The organism is Chryseobacterium sp. Chry.R1, assembly GCF_039645525.1.
GTDB lineage: Bacteria > Bacteroidota > Bacteroidia > Flavobacteriales > Weeksellaceae > Chryseobacterium > Chryseobacterium proteolyticum.
The window spans coordinates 3,417,826-3,440,254 of the sequence record NZ_CP151793.1 but is presented as its reverse complement, the minus strand read 5'-3'; the positions used below and the strand labels follow the sequence as shown (position 1 = coordinate 3,440,254).

Below are 22,429 nucleotides of genomic sequence, written 5' to 3'. Positions count from 1 at the left end.
TATGAAGATCATTCCCGCTATTGATATTATTGACGGAAAATGTGTACGTCTTTCTAAAGGAGATTACAACACAAAGAAAATATATAACGAAAGCCCCCTTGAGGTGGCAAAAGAGTTTGAAGATTCCGGTATTCAGTATCTCCACCTGGTAGATCTGGACGGAGCTAAATCCAGGCATATTGTAAATCAGAAAATATTGGAATCAATTGCTCGCGAGACTTCCTTGCAAATTGATTTTGGAGGAGGATTAAAAACACCGGAAGATATTGAGATGGCTCTTAATGCTGGTGCAAGTCAGGTGACTATCGGGAGCATTGCAGTTCAGGATCCGGAACTCTGTTACACTTTAGTCAGCAAATACGGTCCTGAAAAAATTATTCTCGGAGCTGATTGTGAAAACAGAAAAATAAAAACTTCCGGATGGCTTGAAGAAAGTCAAATTGATGTACTCTCTTTTATCCTTCAATATAAAGAAAAAGGAATTAGGCAGGTAATCTGCACGGATATTTCTAAAGACGGAATGCTGGAGGGACCGTCAATCGATCTGTATCAGGATATTTTAGGGAATGTTCCTGTTAATCTGATTGCCAGTGGAGGAATTTCAGGTATCGGGGATGTATATAGGATGAAAGAAATAGGCTGTTCCGGAACGATCATTGGAAAAGCTATTTACGAGGGGAAAATTGAATTAAAAGAACTTCAGAACTTTATTGAAAATGCTTAAAAAAAGAATTATTCCATGTCTTGATATTAAAGATGGGACAACCGTGAAAGGAATTAATTTTGAAGGACTCCGAAATGCAGGAGATCCGATCAGCCTGGCTAAAAAATATGAAATTGACGGTGCGGACGAACTGGTCTTTCTCGATATCACAGCTACTATTGAAGAAAGAAAAACCTTTGTAGAACTTGTCCGGGATATCGCAAAAGAATTAAGCATTCCTTTTACAGTTGGCGGAGGAATCAATTCTATTGAAGATGTAAGAAAACTTCTTGAAGCGGGAGCAGATAAGATCAGTATCAATTCTTCTGCTGTCAAAAAACCACAGCTTATCACAGATCTGGCCAATGAATTCGGAAGTCAGTGTATTGTGGTTGCCATTGACACAAAATTGGTGAATAATGAAGATTGGGTACACATTAAAGGAGGAAGAGAAGCAACAGAGCTGAAAACTCTGGAGTGGGCTAAAAAAGCTGAAGTTTTAGGTGCCGGTGAAATTCTTCTGACATCAATGGATGGTGACGGAACTAAAAAGGGATTTGATATCAGGATAACCAAAGCGGTGTCTGAAATTGTCAATATCCCCGTAATTGCTTCAGGAGGGGCAGGAACAATAGGAGATTTTACAGAAGTATTTCAGGAAACGAAAGCTACCGGTGGTTTGGCTGCGAGTATTTTCCATTTTGGAGAAATTCATATTCAGGATGTAAAAAAAGAATTATTATATAAAAAAATACAGGTAAGAAATGATCAATTTTAATAAAACAAACGGCTTGGTTCCGGTTATTATACAAGATGCACGGACTTTACAGGTTTTAATGCTCGGCTATATGAATGAAGAAGCATGGAACAAAACCAGGGCGGAAGGAATTGTTACCTTTTTCAGCCGGTCAAAAAACAGATTATGGACAAAAGGAGAGGAGTCAGGGAATTTTTTAATGGTAAAAAGTATCGATATTGATTGCGATCAGGATACTGTTTTGATAAAAGCTACTCCTAAAAATGTTGTTTGTCATACCGGAAGCTTTAGCTGTTTTGGTGAAAAAGATTCCAAGGGATTTTTATATGAGCTGGAGGAAAAAATAGGACAAAGAATTGATGATAAAACAGAGGGATCTTATACCTACTCACTATATCAGAGAGGTATCAACAAGGTTGCCCAGAAAGTAGGTGAGGAGGCTGTAGAGCTGGTAATCGAAGCAAAGGACGATAATGAAAAATTGTTTAAGGATGAAGCTGCGGACCTGATGTATCACTTTTTAATTCTGTTGAAAGCCAAAAACTTTTCCCTGAAAGACATTGAACGCGTTTTGTTGGAAAGGAATGGAAAATGAAAACATTTGGCACATTATATTAGATCTGTGTTAGCTAGTAAACATGACATTTATCTTTTAATGTGTAAAAAATAAAATTACTTAATTGAATTTTTGGATTTTTTACATTAAAATAAGTTTTTATAGGTCAATCGTTTTTCATTTTATCTGATTGGGTTGAATCTGTCTGATTTAGTAAAATATTAAAAGCATTACTTTTGCCTTTTAATTATTCTAAATAAGAACACGTAGATGAAAAAAAATATTTTTTGTTTGGGAAGCATAATCGCAGCTTCCTTAATACATGCACAAAAAAAAGATTCACTTGATCAAAGGAGACTTGAAGAAGTTATTATCACAGCATCAAGGTCTCCCGAAATTGTAAAAAAGACGGCTTCTACAGTACATATTATCCATAAAAAAGAAATTGAAGAGCAGTCTCTGATATCTCCAGATCTCAGTAATATATTAGCATATAAAGTTCCGGGACTTGCTTTTGGTAATAATCTCGTAGGAAATAGAGGCCAAACCCTAAGGGGTAGAAATGTACTGATCATGATCGATGGTATTCCTCAATCAAGTCCGTTACGAAATAATGACAGGGAGATCAGAAGTATTGATCCGTCAGTACTTGAACGTATTGAAGTTGTTAAAGGAGCAACATCCATTTATGGAAATGGTGCAGAGGGCGGTATCATCAATTATATCACTCAGAAAAATACTAAGAACAAACCATTTTCCGGAAAAACAGTTTTGGGCTTTACCAGTCATGATTTATTCAATAGTAATATGTTCAAATCGGATGGTGGTGCTGGCTACAGGGTTTCCCAGAGTTTTTTTGGAAACTTAGGAAAGTGGGATTACCTGATTAACGGTACAATCACTCAGAATGGAGTGAAAATAGACGGTGATGATTTGGTTCAAAATCCAAGATATGGATTAGGAGAAACCGGTGTAGGAAACATATTCGGAAAAATAGGATATAATATAGATGATGATAATAGGGTGGAGTTAATGTATAATTATTATTCCAGTTTACAGGATTCTAAATATATTCTTGATATCGGAAAGTATGGAGAAAGACCTTCTACAGGAAAATTAGGAAACAGAGAAGGGGTGAAAGAGGGAACAAGATATAATCATAACGGATATTTAAAATATATCAATAAAAATATTTTCCATCAGACTTCCCTCAATACAACGCTTTATTTTCAGGACTTTTATACAATCTATGATTATCGTAACCCACCAAGATGGAAAACAGGGGGACAATCGGCTATTTTGGAAAAGAAATACGGTTTCAGGGCAGATTTTAATACTGAATTTAAAAAAGGAAATGAGCTGATAGGTTCTTTAACCTATGGTCTTGATTTACTCAATGAGAAAACAAGCCAGCCTTTGGTAGGCGGAAGAATATGGGTTCCTGAAATGAGTATGCTGGCGGCTGCTCCTTTTGTACAAGGTAAATTGTTTATCACCAAAGATTTAACTGTTAAAGCAGGATTACGATGGGATAAGATGTCTGTAAAAGTTCCGGATTATACTACATTACCTTCTGGAAATGCCTCTGAATTTAATGTGCAGGGAGGCCGGTTAAATTATTCCAATATATCATATAATGTAGGAGTAAGTTATGTTGCAATTGACTTTTTCCAGCCTTTTACCTCTTACTCAAGAGGATTTAATATTTATGATTTAGGACGAGTGCTAAGAGATGCTAAAACTAATGTTTTAAATGAAATCAATACGGATCCTGTTGTTATTGATAATTACGAGATTGGATTTAACAGTAAAATTGGCCGGGCTGTTGATTTCTCAGCGAGTTATTTTTATAATTATTCAAAATTGGGGGCAGACTTGGTCTCTGTAAACGGATTTTGGACTCCTTTGAGAGCGCCACAATACATTAGTGGAGTAGAGCTGGCAATGAACGTATATCCGACCAGAGGATTAAGTATAGGAGCTAATTATACTTACCAGGAAGGAAAAGTAGACGTGAAAAATGATAATAGCTACGATAAATATTTGAGCGGATTGAGGATCGCTCCAGCCAGACTTAATTCTTATATCAAATGGAATAATAAATCCCAGAAGCTTCAATTGGGAGTTTATCATATGTACTCCTTTAAAAGAGAACAATTTGAACCGGTATCCGGAAAATATCAGGAAGGAGAAGGTCCTGTAAAGGAATTTAACCTTTTTAATTTTCAAGGGAGTTACCAATTTAATAATGTAATTACGGTAGGATTAGGAATAGAAAATGTCTTGAATAAAACCTATTATACTCCAACTTCAATGTACACTGCACGAGATGCAGAGTATGTAAGAGGAAACGGAAGGTATTATACCTTGTCTCTGAATTTTAATTACTAGACTAATTTTAGCTATATGAATAATGAAATCCTATCTGCTTTTAGATAGGGTTTTGTGTTTTAAAGAATATAATCCTCTTTGTCCATGTAATCTTTTGCATTCTGAGCGCCATAGCAGTATTAGGCATAAAAAACTTATAAAGCAGATGAAATTTTCAAAACATTTTTCATAATTTACATTTTATTTTCAAAACAACCTTAAAGAATATGTCATAAACAGAATTTGTACAAATACCCAGTAATATTTATGAAAAAAAATGATTTTATTATTTTCATCTTATTCTGTCTGATACTTTTGCCTACAGGGGTTTCAGCTCAAAAACAATTAATACTCACTTCTCCTAATAATAAACTGAAAACCTTCATCAACGTAGGTAAAACAGTAGAGTATTCCTTGCTACACAATGGAGATGTAATGCTCGACAAATCTGCTATTTCCATGACACTTGATGATGGATCTTTCTATGGGAAAAATGGAAAACTTTTAAGATCGTCAGAAAAAAAAGTTAACCAGACTTTCAATGTGCGGATATATAAACGCCAGCAAATTAAAGACTATTATAATGAACTGATATTAGAGTTTAAAGATTATCATATTATTTTTAGAGCTTATGATGAAGGGATTGCTTACAGATTTGTGTCTTTAGCTAAAAAGCCATTTAAAATAATGGCTGAACAAGCTGAATTTAATTTCCCTGCAGATCAAAAAGCTTTTATCAACTATACCAATAAACCGGAAACAGCTCCTTTGGAAAAACAATTTTTCAACTCGTTTGAACAACCTTATTTTCATTATCCTTTATCCGAATGGAATAAGAAAAGACTCGCTATCAATCCTTTACTTGTAGAAGGGGTAAAGGGTAAAAAGCTTTGTATTGCCGAGTCTGATCTGATCAATTACCCGGGAATGTTCTTATATCCGGGAGATAAATCCAATAGTTTAAAAGGCGTATTTGCACCTTACCCGAAAGAAGTTCAGCAAGGGGGACATAATAATTTGCAGATGCTCATAAAATCTCGTGAAAACTTTGTTGCCCAATTCGATAAAGGGACAGACTTTCCTTGGCGAATCATTATTATTTCCGAGAAAGACTCAGATTTGACAGATAGTGATATCGTCTATAAATTGGCAACTCCTTCTCAGGGAGATTATTCATGGGTGAAACCAGGAAAAGTAGCCTGGGATTGGTGGAATGATTGGAATTTGTACAATGTAAATTTTAAGACCGGGGTTAATAATGAAACCTATCGATATTATATCGATTTTGCTGCTCAATATGGAATAGAATATGTGATTCTTGATGAAGGTTGGGCAGTCAATAAGAAAGCAGACCTCTTTCAGGTAGTGCCTGAAATCAATCTGCCGGAATTGATTGCTTATGCAAATTCCAAAAAAGTAGGGCTTATTCTTTGGGCTGGTTATTATGCTTTTGATCGTGATATGGAAGCTGTTTGTAAACATTATAGTGAAATGGGAATCAAAGGTTTTAAAGTAGACTTTATGGATCGGGATGATCAGATCATTGTTGACTTTCACCGGCGAGGGGCAGCAATGGCTTCAAAATATAAGTTGTTGATAGATTATCATGGGACATATAAACCTACAGGGCTACAACGAACCTATCCTAATGTTATTAATTTTGAAGGGGTAAACGGATTGGAGCAAATGAAATGGGCAGATCATCTTGACCAGGTGACCTATGATGTAACCATTCCATTTATCCGACAGATAGCAGGTCCAATGGATTATACTCAGGGAGCAATGCGTAATGCAACCAAAGATAATTTCAAAAGTGTTGATAGTGAAGCTATGAGTCAGGGAACACGATGCCGTCAGCTGGCAGAATATATAGTCTTTGAGTCTCCGTTAAATATGCTTTGTGATAGCCCGTCAAATTATATGGCAGAAACGGAATGTACAGAATTTATTGCTAAGGTTCCTACCATTTGGGATCAAACCATAGCTTTAGATGGTGAGGTCGCAAAATATGTAGCAATAGCCCGTAAAAAAGGAGATGATTGGTATATGGGTGCTTTAACCAACTGGGATGCACGTACTGTAGAATTAGATTTATCATTCCTAGGAAAAGGCAATTTCAAAGGTGAAGTATTTAAAGATGGAATCAACGCGAATCGTGTTGCTAAAGATTACAAAAAGGAAGTCATTGACATTCCAGCCAATAGAAAATTAACCGTATCAATGGCGTCAGGAGGAGGTTACGTAATAAAGATCACAAAAAAATAAAGAATTATAAAAACCAAAAGCTTTCTATTTTTAGAAAGCTTTTGTATTAAGATATATAGTATAAGTGATTATTCAATCATAATTTTTCTAACTACTGTATGCTCATCGGCTTTAAGGTTTCCTAAATAAACCCCTTTTGGCAAATTAGAAACATTAATTCTTGTCTGGTTTTCTTGCTTAAGTAAAGACCGACCTAACAGATCGGTGATTTCAAAACTGAAGTTGCTAACGGAAGATGGTAATTCCAGGCTCAGAATATCTTTTGCCGGATTGGGATAAATTTTAACGGATTCAAGCGTATTTGCAGCGGTTTCTTTGGTATTTAAAACTAAAGATGCCGTAGTGGATGCTACTGCAAAATGCTGAAGTGCCCCCACTGTTGCTTTTCCTACATTGAAAATATATACAGGGTCTGTATTCGCAAAGGTATCATTCACAGTATGCGGATAACTGCTTCTCTTATACTCAAAATATCCTGTAATCACTTCTCCTTTCTGTTCAAAAGGGATATAGTCCGTATCTTCTGCCGGATCAATCCCTGTAAGTAGTGGAGAATATAGAGTAGTACAGGTCACCAGCTGTTGTGTAACCGCACTTGATGCCGCATTATTGCTGCTTACTCCTCCCTGATCCTCATCACAGTATATTCTGTTATTTACATTCCCCATTTTTCCACCTACCTGGTCAAGATTGAATACCAATTTTATATCCAGCTTTCGAACACCATTTTGATAAGCTACATTGTTTACATAATGGGAACTTCCTCTTAATCCCTGTTCTTCTCCGGAAAAATGAATAAACTTGATAGAATATTCTGTCGGAACATTTCTAAGGATCCTGGCAGCTTCCAGTATAATTGAAGTACCACTACCGTTATCATTGGTTCCCGGACCTACGATGCTATCAAAGTGCCCACAAATAATAACATATTTATTAGGATATACTGTTCCTGTTTTGGTGATGATCAGGTTTTTGGAACTTGTGCTTCCAAAGGTAAAAGGATCCTCAACAATCTGGCTTGCTGTGTAGCCATACGATAAATATTTGTTTTTGATCCACGTAAGCGCATTGGCATTATTGGTAGAACCTGTTGTTTTTACACCAAGATTTTGGAACTGCTGCAGATTGGTTGTAATATTGGTTTGTGTGACCTGGTTTGCCCTGTCCTGATAAACTTGAATGAAGCTTTGAGATTGTAATTGCTGGCCTAATAAAGCGCAAAAAAGAAGAGTAATTATATTTTTCATTGTTAGGTGATTTTTGTAAAAGTAATCATAAAATCACAATGAAAGAATAAAAATATTATGTAATAAATAAAAAATGCTCTTATTGTTGATAATAAAAGCATTTTTGTAATTGAGAGATATTTGATGATTTATTTTTCTATAACAATTTTTCTTGTTGTAGTCTGACCTTTGGCTTTTATAATGACTAGATAAGCTCCTTCCTGCAAACCGGAAATATCGATTTTTCTTTGATTTTCTTTTTTGATCAGAATATGTCCTAAAAGATCTGTCAGCTCAAAGTTGAATTCTTTAATGGTATCAGGTAAGTCAATAGTTATAATATCTTTTGCCGGGTTAGGATAGATCTTTACTGATTCTATTGATGCCTGAGCTTTTGTTTCTTCTGTGTTTAGAACCATTGCTGCGGTTGTAGATGCAACGGCAAAATGTTGGAGCGCACCAACAGCAGCTTTACCTACATTGAATACATATACAGGATCTATATTGGCAAAGGTATCATTTACCGTATGCTCATTATTGCTCCTGATATTCTCATAAAAACCTGTGATAATATCTCCGTTTTCTTCAAAAGGAATATAGTCTGAAGCATATGCGGTAGCCATCACTGTCTGAAGAGGAGAGTACAGACTTGTACAGGTTGCCAACTGCTGGGTGAAAGAGCTCGATGTTGCATTATTGGCGGAGCTTCCGTTAACTCCCTTTTCACATTTTATCTTATTGTTGTTATTTCCTAATTTACCTCCCACCTGATCAATATTGAAGACCAGTCTTATATTAAGTTTGCGAACTCCGTTTTGAAAAACTACATTATCCGCATAGTGGTAGCTCCCGTAAAGTCCCTGTTCCTCTCCTGAAAAATGAATGAATTTTATTGAATACTGGGTAGGGATATCTTTTAAAATTCTTGCGGCCTCTAATAAAATTGAAGTTCCGCTTCCGTTATCACTTACGCCGGATCCTGTTACCGTATCATAATGGGCGCAAATAATTACATACGTATTGGGATATGTTGTCCCTGTTTTCGTAATGATCAGATTCTTTGAACTCGTACTTCCAAATGTAAAAGGATCTTCAACGATTTGACTGGCTGTATAGCCATAAGACAGGTACTTATTTTTTATCCACGTCAGAGTATTCGCATTGTTCGTGGAACCTGTAGTTTTGACACCCAGGTTTTCAAATTGCTGTAAATTCGTTGTAATATTGGTTTGAGTAACCTGATTGGCTCTGTTCTGATAGGCCTGAATAAATGTTTGAGATGATAGTTGCTGACATAGCAGGCAAAAAATTAGAAAAGTAATTATATTTTTCATTAGTTGGTGATTTTTGCAAAAGTAATAATAAAATCACAATGAAAGAATATTAATTTTGTAGTATAAATAAAAAATGCTTTTATAACGTGTAATAAAAGCATTTTTAAATTATTTTTTTAGCGGTGAGTTATTTGCTGATTACTACTTTCCGTACAGCGGTATGATCAGCAGTTTTTATTATAGCTAAATAGGCACCGTTTGTCAGAGAAGAAACCTGGATCGCTTTCTTATTATTCTGTTTAATTAAAGTGTGGCCTAGCAGATCTGTTAATTCAAAATTAAAATCATTAATCGTATTTGGCAGGTCAATTGTCAATACATCTTTTGCCGGGTTAGGGTAGATCTTTACAGATTCTAATGATTTCTGTCCTTCTGTTTCGCTTGTTCCCAAATTCAGAGTTGTTGCTACAGCAAAATGTTGAAGAGCACCAACCGCTGCCATACCTACGTTGTAGACATATACAGGATCTATATTGGCAAAGGTATCATTTACCGTATGTTCATTATTGCTTTTGATATTCTCATAAAAACCTGTAATGATATCTCCGTTTTGTTCAAAAGGTATATAATCTGAGGAATACGCGTTAGTAATTACAGTCTGAAGAGGGGAGTAAAGACTTGTACAAGTGGCCAGCTGTTGTGTAAACGCACTTGAAGTTGCATTATTGGCAGAGCTTCCGTTAACGCCTTTCTCACACTTTATCGTATTATTGTTATTGCCAAGTTTACCACCTACCTGATCTATATTAAATACCAGTCTTATATTCATCTGACGGATATTATTCTGAAAAACCACATTGTCTGCATAATGATAGCTTCCTTCCAGTCCCTGCTCTTCTCCTGAAAAATGAATGAATTTAATAGAATATTCTGTTGGAATATCTTTTAAGATTCTTGCAGCTTCCAATATAATAGACGTTCCGCTTCCATTGTCGCTAACTCCGGAACCGGTTATGGTATCATAATGTCCACAGATAATTACATAGGTATCAGGATAAACAGTTCCTGTTTTGGTAATAATTAAATTCTTAGAACTGGTACTTCCAAAGGTAAAAGGATCCTCAACCATCTGACTTGCACTATATCCGTAAGACGTATATTTATTTTTGATCCAGTTTAAAGTATTGGTATTATTTACAGAACCTGTTGTTTTTACACCCAGGTTTTCAAACTCGTGTAAATTAGCTGTAATATTGGTTTGTGAAACCTGAGTTGCTCTGCTTTGGTAAGCCTGAATAAAGCTTTGTGCCTTTGCGCTATAAATAGCAATGGAAAAGAGAAGTAGAGTAGTTATTTTTTTCACTTGATAAAAGAATTACAGAATTATTATATTTTTAATGAAACAAATGTATATAATAAAAAAATCCTGAGCAAAAAACTCAGGATTTAATATTGATAACAAAAAATTTTACATTATTTTACTTGATCTACAACTGCTTTGAAAGCTTCAGGGTGATTCATTGCTAAATCTGCTAAAACTTTTCTGTTAAGCTCAATGTTGTTCTTTTTAAGAGCTCCCATAAATTGAGAGTAAGACATTCCATGCTCTCTTGTTCCAGCGTTGATACGCGTGATCCAAAGTGATCTGAAATTTCTCTTTTTCTCTTTTCTTCCACGGTAAGCATATTGCATTGCTTTTTCTACCGCGTTTTTAGCTACAGTCCAAACGTTCTTTCTTCTACCGAAAAAACCTTTAGCTTGTTTCATGATTTTTTTTCTGCGAGCTCTTGAAGCTACTGCATTTACTGATCTTGGCATAATTTAAATTGTTTTTTTGAAAAGGGCGGTAAACTGTTTCATTACACTTATCTGCTCCGTTTCAGGGTTAAAAATTCTGAATTGTTTTAATTCCTATAAACCGAATATAGATTTATAAAAACTACTTAATTGCTAATTGACGTTGAACGCTTTTCTCATCCACTTTAGCTACGTAAGAAGTAGTAGTAAGATTTCTCTTCTGCTTAGTTTCTTTTTTAGTTAAGATGTGGCTTTTGTAAGCATTTTTTCTTTTGATCTTACCAGTTCCGGTAAGAGCAAAACGTTTCTTAGCACCTGATTTCGTTTTTAATTTTGGCATTGTCTTGCTTTTTTATTATTTTGTTATCAATATCTGATTTACTTTCTTCCCAAAGACACTTAGGAATAATAGTGTGCAAAGATACAAAAAATATCAATTCGAATTTTCAAAATTGTGATTTTATAGTATTTTCAAAAAACCACTTCTATAAAAAGTGGTTACAAATCATTAAATTACTCACTAGATATCCTTATGAGTTATTTCTCTTCTTTCCTGATTATTTCCACCCAGAATAACTTTAACTCTAAAACCACTACCGATTAAATATCCGGTTCTTGAATAAAGCTGAAGCTTAATATGTGGGTTGGAAACGTTCCCTGCAACTGCGCTGTCTGAATTCCAAAGAGGAGTATCGTTATTGTAAATAACAAGATTCCCATCATTTTGTGCAATAAGTTTTGGGGTACCTCCGCTTCTTACCGTATTAGATGCCCATAGTACTCTGTAGCTGCTAGGTGTTTCAGCATATAGGACAAGATTACTATCTCCTTGCATTACCAGACGGTAAGTAACACCCTGATTTTCTAAACTAATTGATTCGCCGGCATTTAATACCTGAGGATGATTGGTTGTTTCCGAAATAAATGTTAATGTGGTAAGACCACCACCAGGAATAGATTTATTTGCATTCGCAGTTGTTTGTACCTTTCCATTTTCTACAATTACATTATCAAGAGTATCATCCTGACCACAAGATGCTAAAAGCATTGAAAGACTTACAAAAGTCAATAATTTTATCTTCATATATTATTTTTTTTGAGCCGCAAAAATAATAAAAAATCAAATTAACTCACAATGATAAGACTTAATATATTTTGATTTTCTCTTTATTAATCGCATTTTCAGGAAGATAAATTTATAACAAAAAAAAGACCGATTGGTGAATCAGTCCTTTTAGTTTTTATTTCAATTAAGGTTTTATGATTGGAAAAAAGCAAGAAGATCTCTGTTAATAGTTTCAGCTTCAGTCGTTGGCATACCGTGAGGGAATCCCGGATAAGTGATCAACTTTCCATTTTTAACTAATTTTGCGGCTACCACACCTGTAGTTTCATAAGGTACAATCTGATCATCTTCCCCATGAAGCACCAATACGGGAACATCTGTACTTTTAAGATCTTCTGTAAAATCAGTTTCTGAAAAAGCTTTGATACAGTCATAATGTGCTTTAATCGATCCCATCATTCCCTGTCTCCACCAGTTTCTCTGGATACCTTCGGAAATGTTAGCTCCTTCTCTGTTATAGCCATAAAAAGGGAAGGTAATATCGATATAGAATTGCTGCCTGTGGTGTGCCGTATTGTTACGGATATCATCAAAAACAGAAATCGGGACACCGTTCGGGTTATTTTCATTTTGAACCATAATCGGGGTAACAGCGCTTATTAAAACAGCTTTGGCAACCCTTCCTTTTCCATACTGTGCTACATATCTGATCACTTCACCGCCTCCTGTGGAATGTCCTACGTGGATCACATCTTTCAGATCTAGTGCCGTTACGATCTCATCAACATCTGATGCATACGTGTCCATATCATGTCCCTCCGCAGTCTGGGTGGATCTTCCATGTCCTCTTCTGTCGTGAGCAATTACTCTGTATCCTTTTTCCAAAAAGAAAAGCATTTGAGCATCCCAGTCGTCACTTGACAATGGCCATCCGTGATGAAAAAATACAGGTTGTCCTTTTCCCCAGTCTTTGTAATAAATTTCAGTTCCGTCTTTTAGTTGAATTGTACTCATTGTTTTTAATTTTATGATTAGTAATTTAATTTTTTAGTACCTATAATATTTTAATCTTATTTCTAATTCAAAATTAAATTTATTAATAAACACAACTCTTAACATAGGATATTTTATTCGGAATTGAATAAAAAAAAACCTCAAATTTCTTTGAGGTTTATATTGGAAATTAAATTCAGAATTTAATTTGATTATTTAGCTGCTTTTTTAGGACTCATCATCATAATCATCCTTTTACCTTCCAATTTAGGAAGCTGGTCTACTTTACCTACATGCTCAAGTTCCTGTGCAAGTTTTAAAAGTAAAATTTCTCCCTGATCTTTAAAGATAATTGAACGTCCTTTGAAAAATACATAGGTTTTAAGTTTCGAACCTTCTTCCAGGAATTTCTCAGCGTGCTTTTTCTTGAATTCATAATCATGGTCATCTGTCTGAGGCCCGAAACGGATCTCTTTTACAACCACTTTTATTTGTTTTGCCTTAAGTTCCTTTTGTTTTTTCTTTTGCTCGTATAAAAACTTCTTATAGTCTAATACTCTTGCAATAAAAGGTTCTGCTTTGTCTGAAATCACAACCAGGTCTAATTCCTGATCCTTGGCTATCTGCAAAGCCTTATCTAATGGGTAAACTCCAGGTTCCACATTGTCACCTACCAAACGAACTTCTCTGGCTCTGATTTTACCATTAATTTGATGCAAATCCTCCTGTACCGGACGACGCATTGGGCCTCTGTTGTTAAATCTTTGTGCTATTGTCTTAAATTTTATTGGTTAACTTTCTATTGACAGCTTTCTTATATGGCTGCTTCTTTTTTAAAATAATTGACGAAATCTTCCATCTTCATTACGCCAAGATCTCCTTCTCCACGTCTTCTTACTGAAACGGTTCCGTCTTTTTCTTCATTTTCACCGATCACAATCATGAAAGGGATTTTCTTTAATTCTGCATCACGGATTTTCTTTCCGGTCTTCTCATTTCTGTCATCAATCAGACCGCTAATATCGTGATTTTCCAAAAATTGTGAAACTTTTTTTGCATAATCTACATATTTTTCACTAATCGGTAGAATTATATACTGATCAGGGCTTAACCATAAAGGAAAATCTCCTGCTGTATTTTCTAATAAAATAGCGATAAATCTTTCCATAGAACCAAACGGCGCTCTGTGGATCATTACCGGTCTGTGCTTTTCATTATCATTTCCGATGTAGTGAAGATCAAACCTTTCCGGCAGGTTATAGTCCACCTGAATGGTTCCTAACTGCCATTTTCTTCCTAACGCATCCTTAACCATGAAGTCCAGTTTAGGGCCATAGAAGGCAGCTTCACCATATTCAATAACGGTTTTCAATCCTTTTTTCTCTGCTGCATTGATGATGGCATTTTCAGCTTTCTCCCAATTCTCATCAGAACCGATATATTTTTCCTTGTTTTCAGGATCTCTTAAAGAAACCTGTGTAACAAAATCCTCAAATCCTAAAGATTTAAAAACATAAAGTGTTAAATCTATTACTTTCTCAAATTCTTCCGAAAGCTGATCCGGAGTACAGAATAAGTGGGCATCATCCTGAGTAAATCCACGTACTCTTGTCAAGCCGTGAAGCTCTCCACTTTGCTCATATCTGTAAACAGTACCGAACTCTGCATATCTTTTTGGAAGATCCCTGTAGCTCCATTGTGAAGTTTTGTAGATTTCACAGTGGTGAGGACAGTTCATAGGCTTCAGCAAAAATTCTTCACCCTCATTCGGTGTTTTAATAGGTTGGAAACTGTCTGCCCCATATTTATCCCAGTGTCCTGAAGTCACATACAGCTCTTTTGAACCAATATGCGGGGACATCACGAATTCATAGCCTCCTTTTTTCTGAGCCTCACTAAGGAAGTTTTCTAATTTTCTTCTTAATGCAGTACCTTTTGGAAGCCATAGCGGAAGTCCGGCACCCACTTTTTCAGAGAATGCGAAAATCCCTAATTCTTTTCCAAGTTTTCTGTGATCCCTTCTTTTTGCTTCTTCCAATCTTTCCAGATATTCTGTAAGCTCTTTCTGTTTTGGGAAAGAAATACCGTAAACCCTTGTCAATTGAGGGTTCTTTTCATCACCTCTCCAGTATGCTCCTGCTGCATTTAATATTTTTACGGCCTTTACAATTCCTGTATTGGGAATATGACCTCCACGGCATAAATCCGTGAAATTATCATGAGTTACAAAAGTAATTTCTCCGTCATTAAGATTGGAGATCAGTTCTACTTTATAAGGATTATCTGCATAAGTTTTTAATGCCTCTTCTTTGGAAACAGGATAGAGGGAGAATGTAGAACCTTTCTTAGCATTCTCTAAAACTTTCTTTTCAATCTTTTCAAAATCCTTTTCAGATAAACTTTCGTCTCCAAAATCTACGTCATAATAAAATCCATTTTCTATGGCTGGGCCGATAGTAAGCTTAGCATCAGGATAAAATTCAAGGATGGCCTGCGCCAGAAGGTGGGCAGAAGAATGCCAGAAAGCTTTCTTTCCAAGATCATCATTCCATGTCAATAGCTGTACCGTAGAATCCGTCGTTATAGGTGTGGTAATCTCTACTTGTTTGCCGTTTACGACTGCGGAAATGGTATTTCTAGCCAATCCTTCGCTTATAGATTTTGCCACATCTAAAGGAGTTACTTCTCCCTCGAATTCTTTGACACTATTGTCTGGAAGTGTAATTTTTATCATTGTTTACTATGAAATTTTAAGATGCAAAAATACGCATTTTTTATTTAAAATGGTATATTAACGTATATTTGAATAAATAAATAATTCAAAATAATGAAAAACCTATTAACGGTATTTACTGTTTTATTTTTCACATTCTCTTTTTCACAAAAAAAAGCCCCAAAATTTCAGGTTTCTTACAGCAAAAATATAGATACTTATTTTTTAGCTGAGATCCTTTCAGCTGAGCATAGGAAGATCAATAAAGATTTTGAATTATTCAAGATTAAAGAGTGCTCAACCTACCAGCCTATTGTAAAAAGAGCATTGGAAAAATATGGGCATCTGAAAAATTCTAAAATCGCTCATCTTACTGCACAGATTAATGATACGCTACTCAGTAAATATGGCATTGGAAATGACGCAATCATGAAACCGCTTTTATCACACAAAGAATTCCCCTTAAAAGGCTGGAATGATGACTATTTATTTGAAAAAAATACGCTGACCAAAGTACAAAATGATGAAGTAACATTCCTTATTAAAAACTACATCTCGGAATTGCAGCAATTTTATATACAGGAAAAAATTGGGGATTTCTTTTCAGAGAATAAAACATTCTATGACGGTGGAATTAAAGAATATTACCAACAGATTCCCGCGAATTTTGTTTCAGCAATGGAACATTACTATGGAGAAAGATTTGGCAGCTATACTGTTTTCATTTCACCAATGATGATGTGGCCAATAGAAGATAATGAAGGTCGTGGCATTGGTACTGATATACAACATTCGGGAGGAAAGAAAAGTATTTATGAAGTTGCAAGCCCTTTTATGAGAGTGGCAAAAGAAGGGGAATTTGGATATAACAACCAGTTTCAGGCGAGGTTTTTAACTATTCATGAGTTTGGTCATGCATTTGTAAATAAGGAAGTCTATCAGAATAAGGATAACCTCAATATGTTTAAGGATTTGTTTGAAAAATCAAACTTAAAAGAAATCATGACAAAAACAGGTGGCGTTGCCGATTATCAGACTTGCGTGGTAGAACATCTGGTAAGGTTGGGGGAAATTGAAACAGCCATTATACAGAATGATCTTGAACGTGCTAAAAAACTAGAGGCCTATCATCTGAAAAATCATTTTATTTTTCTCCCTCAGTTAGAAAGAAAGATAAAGGAATACAATGCTAACAGAAAAAAATATAAGAAATTCGGAGATTTTGTTCCGGAACTCTTAAAAGTATTTGAAAATAGTGATATTAAGTGGATTAATAAAGAACTCGACATAAATAAAGATAAAATATAATGAATGAAATGAATTTTGATTTACACTGTGATTTATTGTATTATCTGCTAAGAAAAAATTCAAAACCAGATGACAGGGAGTTGGGGTGTTCATTGCCCTATTTAAGAGAAGGAAATGTAAAATTACAGGTAATGGCCATTTACACGGCTACAGCTAAGAACAGCACGGCCGAAGGAGTCAGGCAAAGTGAGGTATTCGCTGATTTATTGAATACTGATGATTTCTTCCTGTTTAATCCTTCAAATTATGAAGCAGACGAAAATAAGGATCGGGCAGGGGTACTTGCTTCCATAGAAAATGCATCCTCATTTTGTGAAGAGGATTCTGACCTCGAAACAGGTTTTAAAAACCTGGAAGCTATTATTAATAATACGCAGAAAGTCCTTTATATAGGACTTACGCATCATACTGAAAACCGATTTGGGGGCGGAAATAATTCAGGAACAGGATTAAAAGAAGACGGAAAAGTAGTTCTGGATTATATTTCGGACCGCAAAATCGCCATTGATCTTTCCCATACAAGCGATCAGCTGGCCTATGATATTCTTAATTATATCGATCAGAGAAGCTATCATATTCCTATTCTGGCAAGCCATTCCAATTACCGCACTATCTATGATAAAAAGAGGAATCTTCCTGATGAGCTGGCAAAAGAAGTGATTAGGAGAAAAGGTCTTATCGGACTTAACTTTATCAGGAATTGTGTTGATGAAACTGATCCTTACAAGCTATATGAACATCTTCAATATGGACTTGATCTTGGTGGAGAAAATTCAATTGCTTTTGGTGCAGATTTTTACTACTGCAAAAACTATCCGGATACATCAAAGCTTCCCATATTCTTTCAGGAGTTCGAGAATGCTACCGCCTATGAAGCAATTAATAAAAAGATTTCCGAAAATTATTCCGTTGAGCTAATGGAAAAAATAAGCCATAAAAATGCTCTGGATTTTATAAAAAAGCTTTAAAATAAACACCAGATGGTGGCTTTAAGAGTCGGTTACCATCTGGTGTTATTTATTATTTCAGTCTTTTATACTTCACTTTTTTCTTTATAATTTCAATTACATCCACATGCTGAACTTTTGACTGTATCCAGCCATGGATATCGATATAAAAAAGTGAACGTCTGTAATATTCATTGTTTTCATATTGATCCAGTTTCCGGTCAAATGCTTCAAATGCTTTTTGTCTTTCATCCAAAACAAGGTTATTGAGATTTTTAAAAAAATCGATGCTTTCAAAATGAAATTCTTCCGGCTTTTTCATCTTTAAAGCGAACTTTAAAGTAGCTTTAATAAACTCATCGTAATCTTCGTCATTTCCGGATTCATGCTTGGACATAAGGATCAGAATCCTCGTATGAAATAAAAGATCTTCCTGTACGTTGCCTTTTGACTCGATGATCTTCATAGAGTAGCGCATCGATTCATTATACTTCTTGCTTCCAAAAAACATAGCTGCCATTTTAAGATACAGAATCATAAAATGGTGCTCATCAATTTTATCCCGGAGCTTTTCCATCTTCATTTCTATTTCTGGAATAAGCTTCGTTCCACTGAAAAATTCTCCTTTTACGAAATGGATATTCATTAAAGTATTGGAGTAGGTAAGGAATGTAAGAGCTTGTAAATTCTCATTTTGGGCAAATCCGGGTGAAGAAACCGTTTTAGTGAAATTTTCAAATTGTTTTTCTAAAATATCGATATTACCATAAAGGAAAAGGATCTTCAGTAAATAGGTATTGCCTTTGATATACCACACCGGATGACTAAAAATCATTTCGGGTTTCTGATGAAAGAGCTCCACCCACTGATAAGCATATTTCAGCGTGTATTTGTAATCCTGCAATAGCTGATTTTTCCAGACATGCGCTTTATAATACCAAAGTTTTTCGGTAAAATTTAAACTGGAAGGTTTTATATTTTTAATCTGAGAATTGAAGATTTCCAGTATCTGTTGCCTGTCCGCATCGTTTTTCACATACCCATGGGTGAGCATTTCACTGTATAACTTCAATGAAAGATTGGAAAGTTCCGTTGTGTATTGGTTTTGTTTGCTTATTTCTTTAGACTCTCTTATCAGTTCTTCGGCTCTTCCGTCTATACTTCGTGTAATAAATTGGGATTCAATTACCTTCTCAAGGTCAATAATCTCTGAAGCAATGCTTTTTTCATCCAGTTCCAGGGCAGATTGCTTCGTTTTATCCAATATTTTTAAAGCCTGCTTGTATAGTCCTTTCTGATACAGAATATTGGCAAAATCAAGTTGCTCCCGAAGCTGAATCCTGTAATTTTGATGGCTCGGGTTCATACGAAGGCTTACTAAGATTTGCTTATAGAGATGCGCTTTCAGGTTAGAAAGCTGCTGCTTGGTAGAAATTTTCTTCTCTATGATGACAGACTCGTTATACTCGTTCATTTTGTCAAGCTCAGAGAAAAGTAGTAGAAACTTAGCATCTACATTAATTCCTAAACGATTAACATAAAGCTTAAATTGCCGTTTCTCAGAAGTGGTTAATGATTTAATGAGTACAAATAAGAAGTCTTTCTGCAATTCTGCCATTGTAAAATTTAATAATTTAAATTATTGATTTTATTATACTTACGTTTAGTTTTTCATTATTTGAATATTGTAATTTTCATTAAAATTGAAAATGTAAAAAATATGCAAGCCTTAGTTTTGGATCAAAATTAAGTAAAAACTTCATTATGAATTCCGAAAAAATTGAAATTTTTGATACCACTTTGCGTGATGGGGAACAGGTTCCGGGATGTAAGTTAAACACAGAACAAAAATTAATTATCGCCGAAAGGCTTGATAAGCTAGGGATTGACGTAATAGAAGCCGGTTTTCCGGTATCAAGTCCGGGAGATTTTCATTCCGTTTCTGAAATTTCCAAGTTGGTACGAAATGCAAAAGTTTGCGGACTGACCAGGGCCAATAAAAAAGATATCGAAGTGGCTGCCGAAGCATTGCAATATGCAAAACGCCCCAGAATCCATACAGGAATAGGAACTTCAGACTCACATATTAAATATAAATTCAACTCTACGAGAGAAGACATTATTGAACGGGCAGTGGATGCTGTAAAATATGCTAAAAGCTTTGTGGAAGATGTTGAATTTTATGCAGAGGATGCAGGAAGAACTGATAATGAATACCTTGCCAGGGTTTGTGAAGCTGTAATAAAAGCCGGGGCAACCGTTTTAAACATTCCTGACACCACAGGATATTGCCTGCCGGAGGAATACGGACAGAAAATTAAATATCTAAAAGAAAATGTAAAAGGCATTGATAAAGCAATCCTTTCATGCCATTGCCATAATGATTTGGGATTGGCAACTGCTAATTCCATTGCAGGAGTAATGAACGGGGCAAGACAAATTGAATGTACGATCAACGGATTGGGAGAGAGAGCAGGAAATACGGCTTTGGAAGAAGTCGTCATGATTCTGAAGCAACATAAAGACCTTAGACTTCATACAGATGTTAATTCCAGAATGTTGAATACAATGAGTTCTTTGGTGTCAGACCTTATGGGAATGCCTGTTCAGCCTAATAAAGCGATCATAGGAGCCAATGCATTTGCCCACAGTTCGGGCATCCACCAGGATGGTGTGATCAAGAACAGGGAAACTTATGAGATCATGAATCCTGAAGATGTGGGAGTAACCGAATCTTCGATTATTCTTACAGCAAGAAGCGGACGTTCTGCTCTTGCATACCGTTTTAAGCATATCGGCTTTGATGTTACCAAAAATGAGCTGGACTTTTTGTATGGGGAGTTTTTAAAAATTGCAGATGCTAAAAAAGAAGTGGATAATGATGATCTTAGCCTGATGATGAATGCATTAACGAGAAAAATCAGTTAGGAATTTTACATCATTTCTCAATAAAATCAAACAAAAAAATGAACAATAATAAGAAAACACTTTTTGATAAGGTCTGGGATGCTCATGTGGTGGAAACAATTCCTGACGGACCGCAAATTATTTATATAGATAAACATCTTATTCATGAAGTAACAAGCCCTCAGGCTTTTGCAGAACTGGAATCCAGAAATCTTGAAATATTCAGGCCTGATCAGATTGTAGCTACAGCGGATCACAATGTACCGACTTTAAATCAGGAGCAACCTATCCGCGATGAGTCTTCAAGAAACCAGGTACAACAACTTACTGAAAACTGTACCAAAAATAATATCGAACTGTATGGCCTTGGACATCCCTATCAGGGAATTGTCCACATTATTGCACCGGAACTGGGTATCACACAGCCGGGAATGAGCATTGTATGTGGAGATAGTCATACTTCTACACACGGAGCTTTCGGAACAATAGCTTTTGGTATCGGAACCAGCCAGGTAGCACAGGTTTTTGCGAGCCAGTGTTTATTGCTCAATAAACCAAAATCAATGAGGATTACGGTTAATGGAAAGCTTAAAAAAGATGTTCAGCCCAAGGATGTTATCCTGTATATTATTTCTAAAGTAGGGACTAATGGAGGAACCGGGTATTTCTGTGAATATGCGGGGTCTGTTTTTGAGGAAATGTCGATGGAAGGAAGAATGACGGTGTGCAATATGAGTATTGAAATGGGAGCCAGAGGAGGAATGATTGCTCCTGATGAAACGACTTTTGTCTATGTAAAAGGAAAGCCTTTTGCACCAAAAGGAGAGGAGTGGGAAGAAAAACTTGCCTATTGGAAGAGTCTGAAAACGGACGAAGATGCCACATTTGACGCTGAATTTAGTTTCGATGCGTCAGAAATAAAACCTATGATTACCTATGGAACAAACCCGGGGATGGGTATCTCTTTGGATGAGATTATTCCTGTTCCACAAAATGAATCCGAGGAAAAGGCGTTGCAATACATGGGATTAAAAGCCGGTCAGTCTCCTTCTGATATTAAGGTAAATTATGTATTTATTGGAAGCTGTACGAATGCAAGGATTGAAGATTTTCGCTCTGCAGCGCAATATATTAAGGGAAAGAATAAATCTCAAAATGTTAAAGCGCTTATTGTTCCAGGATCCCAGCTTGTGGTAAAACAGATCTATGAAGAAGGTCTTGATAAAATATTCAATGATGCCGGTTTTCAGATCAGGCAGCCCGGATGTTCAGCCTGTCTGGCCATGAATGATGATAAGATTCCTGAAGGTGAATATTGCGTTTCGACCTCCAATAGAAATTTTGAAGGCAGACAGGGACAGGGAGCCAGAACTATTTTGGCAAGTCCGTTGACTGCTGCTAAAGTCGCCATAGAAGGCAGAATCAATATTTTTGAAAATTTAAATTAATAATAAGACATACAAATAGAGGATGTTAAAAATAGCTGCTTTTGTTTGAACTGATTTCTCATACATTTTAAATAAAGCAGCTTTTAACCAAAACATATT

General features: G+C 35.7%; 19 protein-coding genes. 9 read left to right on the top strand and 10 right to left on the bottom strand.

The annotated features are described in order from the left end of the window. Position 1 precedes the first annotated feature (1 nt). From hisA to AAEU33_RS15590, 5 genes are all read left to right on the top strand, one after another. Positions 2-724: a 1-(5-phosphoribosyl)-5-[(5-phosphoribosylamino)methylideneamino]imidazole-4-carboxamide isomerase gene (hisA, locus tag AAEU33_RS15610; protein WP_345988648.1), complete on the top strand. Its 723-nt coding sequence runs from the start codon at positions 2-4 to the stop codon at positions 722-724. After that, positions 717-1,481 (top strand): imidazole glycerol phosphate synthase subunit HisF, encoded by a 765-nt coding sequence (hisF, locus tag AAEU33_RS15605; RefSeq protein ID WP_345988646.1) that lies wholly within the window; start codon positions 717-719, stop codon positions 1,479-1,481. Before hisA ends, hisF begins: the two co-directional genes overlap by 8 nt. Continuing rightward, positions 1,468-2,055, top strand: a complete 588-nt coding sequence (gene hisIE, locus AAEU33_RS15600; protein ID WP_345988644.1) for a bifunctional phosphoribosyl-AMP cyclohydrolase/phosphoribosyl-ATP diphosphatase HisIE — start codon at positions 1,468-1,470, stop codon at positions 2,053-2,055. Before hisF ends, hisIE begins: the two co-directional genes overlap by 14 nt. Before the next feature lie 231 nt (positions 2,056-2,286). Then, complete coding sequence (locus AAEU33_RS15595) at positions 2,287-4,407, top strand: TonB-dependent receptor (RefSeq protein ID WP_345988642.1); 2,121 nt, start codon at positions 2,287-2,289, stop codon at positions 4,405-4,407. Positions 4,408-4,653: 246 nt separating this feature from the next. Continuing rightward, a complete protein-coding gene (locus AAEU33_RS15590; protein WP_345988640.1) occupies positions 4,654-6,651 on the top strand; it encodes a glycoside hydrolase family 97 protein in 1,998 nt (665 codons plus the stop codon). A 68-nt stretch (positions 6,652-6,719) separates the two neighbouring features. On the opposite strand, the gene AAEU33_RS15585 is transcribed toward AAEU33_RS15590, so the two are convergent. The 9 genes from AAEU33_RS15585 to thrS all read right to left on the bottom strand — a co-directional run bounded on the left by AAEU33_RS15585 (position 6,720) and on the right by thrS (position 15,741). Next, complete coding sequence (locus AAEU33_RS15585) at positions 6,720-7,898, bottom strand: M28 family peptidase (protein ID WP_172282999.1); 1,179 nt, start codon at positions 7,896-7,898, stop codon at positions 6,720-6,722. A gap of 128 nt (positions 7,899-8,026) precedes the next feature. Beyond that, positions 8,027-9,211 (bottom strand): M28 family peptidase, encoded by a 1,185-nt coding sequence (locus AAEU33_RS15580; protein WP_172282997.1) that lies wholly within the window; start codon positions 9,209-9,211, stop codon positions 8,027-8,029. A 127-nt stretch (positions 9,212-9,338) separates the two neighbouring features. Next, a complete protein-coding gene (locus AAEU33_RS15575; RefSeq protein ID WP_172282995.1) occupies positions 9,339-10,514 on the bottom strand; it encodes a M28 family peptidase in 1,176 nt (391 codons plus the stop codon). Between the two features lie 110 nt (positions 10,515-10,624). Beyond that, a complete protein-coding gene (gene rplT, locus AAEU33_RS15570; RefSeq protein WP_172282993.1) occupies positions 10,625-10,969 on the bottom strand; it encodes a 50S ribosomal protein L20 in 345 nt (114 codons plus the stop codon). 121 nt (positions 10,970-11,090) lie between these two features. Further along, the gene (gene rpmI, locus AAEU33_RS15565; protein WP_034676300.1) at positions 11,091-11,288 is read right to left on the bottom strand and encodes a 50S ribosomal protein L35; all 198 of its coding nucleotides are present in this window, start codon (positions 11,286-11,288) and stop codon (positions 11,091-11,093) included. A gap of 180 nt (positions 11,289-11,468) precedes the next feature. Continuing rightward, positions 11,469-12,032 carry a hypothetical protein gene (locus AAEU33_RS15560; protein WP_172282991.1) on the bottom strand — a complete coding sequence of 188 codons (564 nt, stop codon included), beginning with the start codon at positions 12,030-12,032 and terminating at the stop codon, positions 11,469-11,471. A 174-nt stretch (positions 12,033-12,206) separates the two neighbouring features. Continuing rightward, positions 12,207-13,028 carry an alpha/beta hydrolase gene (locus AAEU33_RS15555; protein WP_172282989.1) on the bottom strand — a complete coding sequence of 274 codons (822 nt, stop codon included), beginning with the start codon at positions 13,026-13,028 and terminating at the stop codon, positions 12,207-12,209. Between the two features lie 191 nt (positions 13,029-13,219). After that, positions 13,220-13,750 (bottom strand): translation initiation factor IF-3, encoded by a 531-nt coding sequence (infC, locus tag AAEU33_RS15550; RefSeq protein WP_172282988.1) that lies wholly within the window; start codon positions 13,748-13,750, stop codon positions 13,220-13,222. Between the two features lie 71 nt (positions 13,751-13,821). Further along, entirely contained in the window at positions 13,822-15,741 is a 1,920-nt protein-coding gene (thrS, locus tag AAEU33_RS15545; RefSeq protein WP_172282986.1) for a threonine--tRNA ligase, read from the bottom strand. Between the two features lie 93 nt (positions 15,742-15,834). Between thrS and AAEU33_RS15540 the strand changes: the two genes are divergently transcribed. Then, positions 15,835-17,028 carry a DUF4932 domain-containing protein gene (locus AAEU33_RS15540; protein ID WP_345988635.1) on the top strand — a complete coding sequence of 398 codons (1,194 nt, stop codon included), beginning with the start codon at positions 15,835-15,837 and terminating at the stop codon, positions 17,026-17,028. Positions 17,029-17,036: 8 nt separating this feature from the next. Continuing rightward, complete coding sequence (locus AAEU33_RS15535) at positions 17,037-17,996, top strand: membrane dipeptidase (protein ID WP_345988633.1); 960 nt, start codon at positions 17,037-17,039, stop codon at positions 17,994-17,996. A 52-nt stretch (positions 17,997-18,048) separates the two neighbouring features. Here the strand turns inward: AAEU33_RS15535 and AAEU33_RS15530 are convergent, their stop codons facing one another. Continuing rightward, complete coding sequence (locus AAEU33_RS15530) at positions 18,049-19,593, bottom strand: hypothetical protein (RefSeq protein WP_345988631.1); 1,545 nt, start codon at positions 19,591-19,593, stop codon at positions 18,049-18,051. 146 nt (positions 19,594-19,739) lie between these two features. Here AAEU33_RS15530 and AAEU33_RS15525 point away from each other — a divergent pair, with 146 nt between their 5' ends. Together AAEU33_RS15525 and leuC are read left to right on the top strand one after the other, a co-directional pair. Continuing rightward, entirely contained in the window at positions 19,740-20,903 is a 1,164-nt protein-coding gene (locus AAEU33_RS15525) for a 2-isopropylmalate synthase (RefSeq protein ID WP_273647925.1), read from the top strand. Between the two features lie 38 nt (positions 20,904-20,941). Continuing rightward, entirely contained in the window at positions 20,942-22,330 is a 1,389-nt protein-coding gene (gene leuC / locus AAEU33_RS15520; RefSeq protein WP_345988629.1) for a 3-isopropylmalate dehydratase large subunit, read from the top strand. Positions 22,331-22,429: the final 99 nt, after the last annotated feature.

Coding starts and splice junctions, on each gene's coding strand:
- hisA (WP_345988648.1), top strand. CDS start 2: ATGAAGATCATTCCCGCTATTGATATTATTGACGGAAAATGTGTACGT.
- hisF (WP_345988646.1), top strand. CDS start 717: ATGCTTAAAAAAAGAATTATTCCATGTCTTGATATTAAAGATGGGACA.
- hisIE (WP_345988644.1), top strand. CDS start 1,468: ATGATCAATTTTAATAAAACAAACGGCTTGGTTCCGGTTATTATACAA.
- AAEU33_RS15595 (WP_345988642.1), top strand. CDS start 2,287: ATGAAAAAAAATATTTTTTGTTTGGGAAGCATAATCGCAGCTTCCTTA.
- AAEU33_RS15590 (WP_345988640.1), top strand. CDS start 4,654: ATGAAAAAAAATGATTTTATTATTTTCATCTTATTCTGTCTGATACTT.
- AAEU33_RS15585 (WP_172282999.1), bottom strand. CDS start 7,898: ATGAAAAATATAATTACTCTTCTTTTTTGCGCTTTATTAGGCCAGCAA.
- AAEU33_RS15580 (WP_172282997.1), bottom strand. CDS start 9,211: ATGAAAAATATAATTACTTTTCTAATTTTTTGCCTGCTATGTCAGCAA.
- rplT (WP_172282993.1), bottom strand. CDS start 10,969: ATGCCAAGATCAGTAAATGCAGTAGCTTCAAGAGCTCGCAGAAAAAAA.
- rpmI (WP_034676300.1), bottom strand. CDS start 11,288: ATGCCAAAATTAAAAACGAAATCAGGTGCTAAGAAACGTTTTGCTCTT.
- AAEU33_RS15560 (WP_172282991.1), bottom strand. CDS start 12,032: ATGAAGATAAAATTATTGACTTTTGTAAGTCTTTCAATGCTTTTAGCA.
- AAEU33_RS15555 (WP_172282989.1), bottom strand. CDS start 13,028: ATGAGTACAATTCAACTAAAAGACGGAACTGAAATTTATTACAAAGAC.
- infC (WP_172282988.1), bottom strand. CDS start 13,750: ATGCGTCGTCCGGTACAGGAGGATTTGCATCAAATTAATGGTAAAATC.
- thrS (WP_172282986.1), bottom strand. CDS start 15,741: ATGATAAAAATTACACTTCCAGACAATAGTGTCAAAGAATTCGAGGGA.
- AAEU33_RS15540 (WP_345988635.1), top strand. CDS start 15,835: ATGAAAAACCTATTAACGGTATTTACTGTTTTATTTTTCACATTCTCT.
- AAEU33_RS15535 (WP_345988633.1), top strand. CDS start 17,037: ATGAATTTTGATTTACACTGTGATTTATTGTATTATCTGCTAAGAAAA.
- AAEU33_RS15530 (WP_345988631.1), bottom strand. CDS start 19,593: ATGGCAGAATTGCAGAAAGACTTCTTATTTGTACTCATTAAATCATTA.
- AAEU33_RS15525 (WP_273647925.1), top strand. CDS start 19,740: ATGAATTCCGAAAAAATTGAAATTTTTGATACCACTTTGCGTGATGGG.
- leuC (WP_345988629.1), top strand. CDS start 20,942: ATGAACAATAATAAGAAAACACTTTTTGATAAGGTCTGGGATGCTCAT.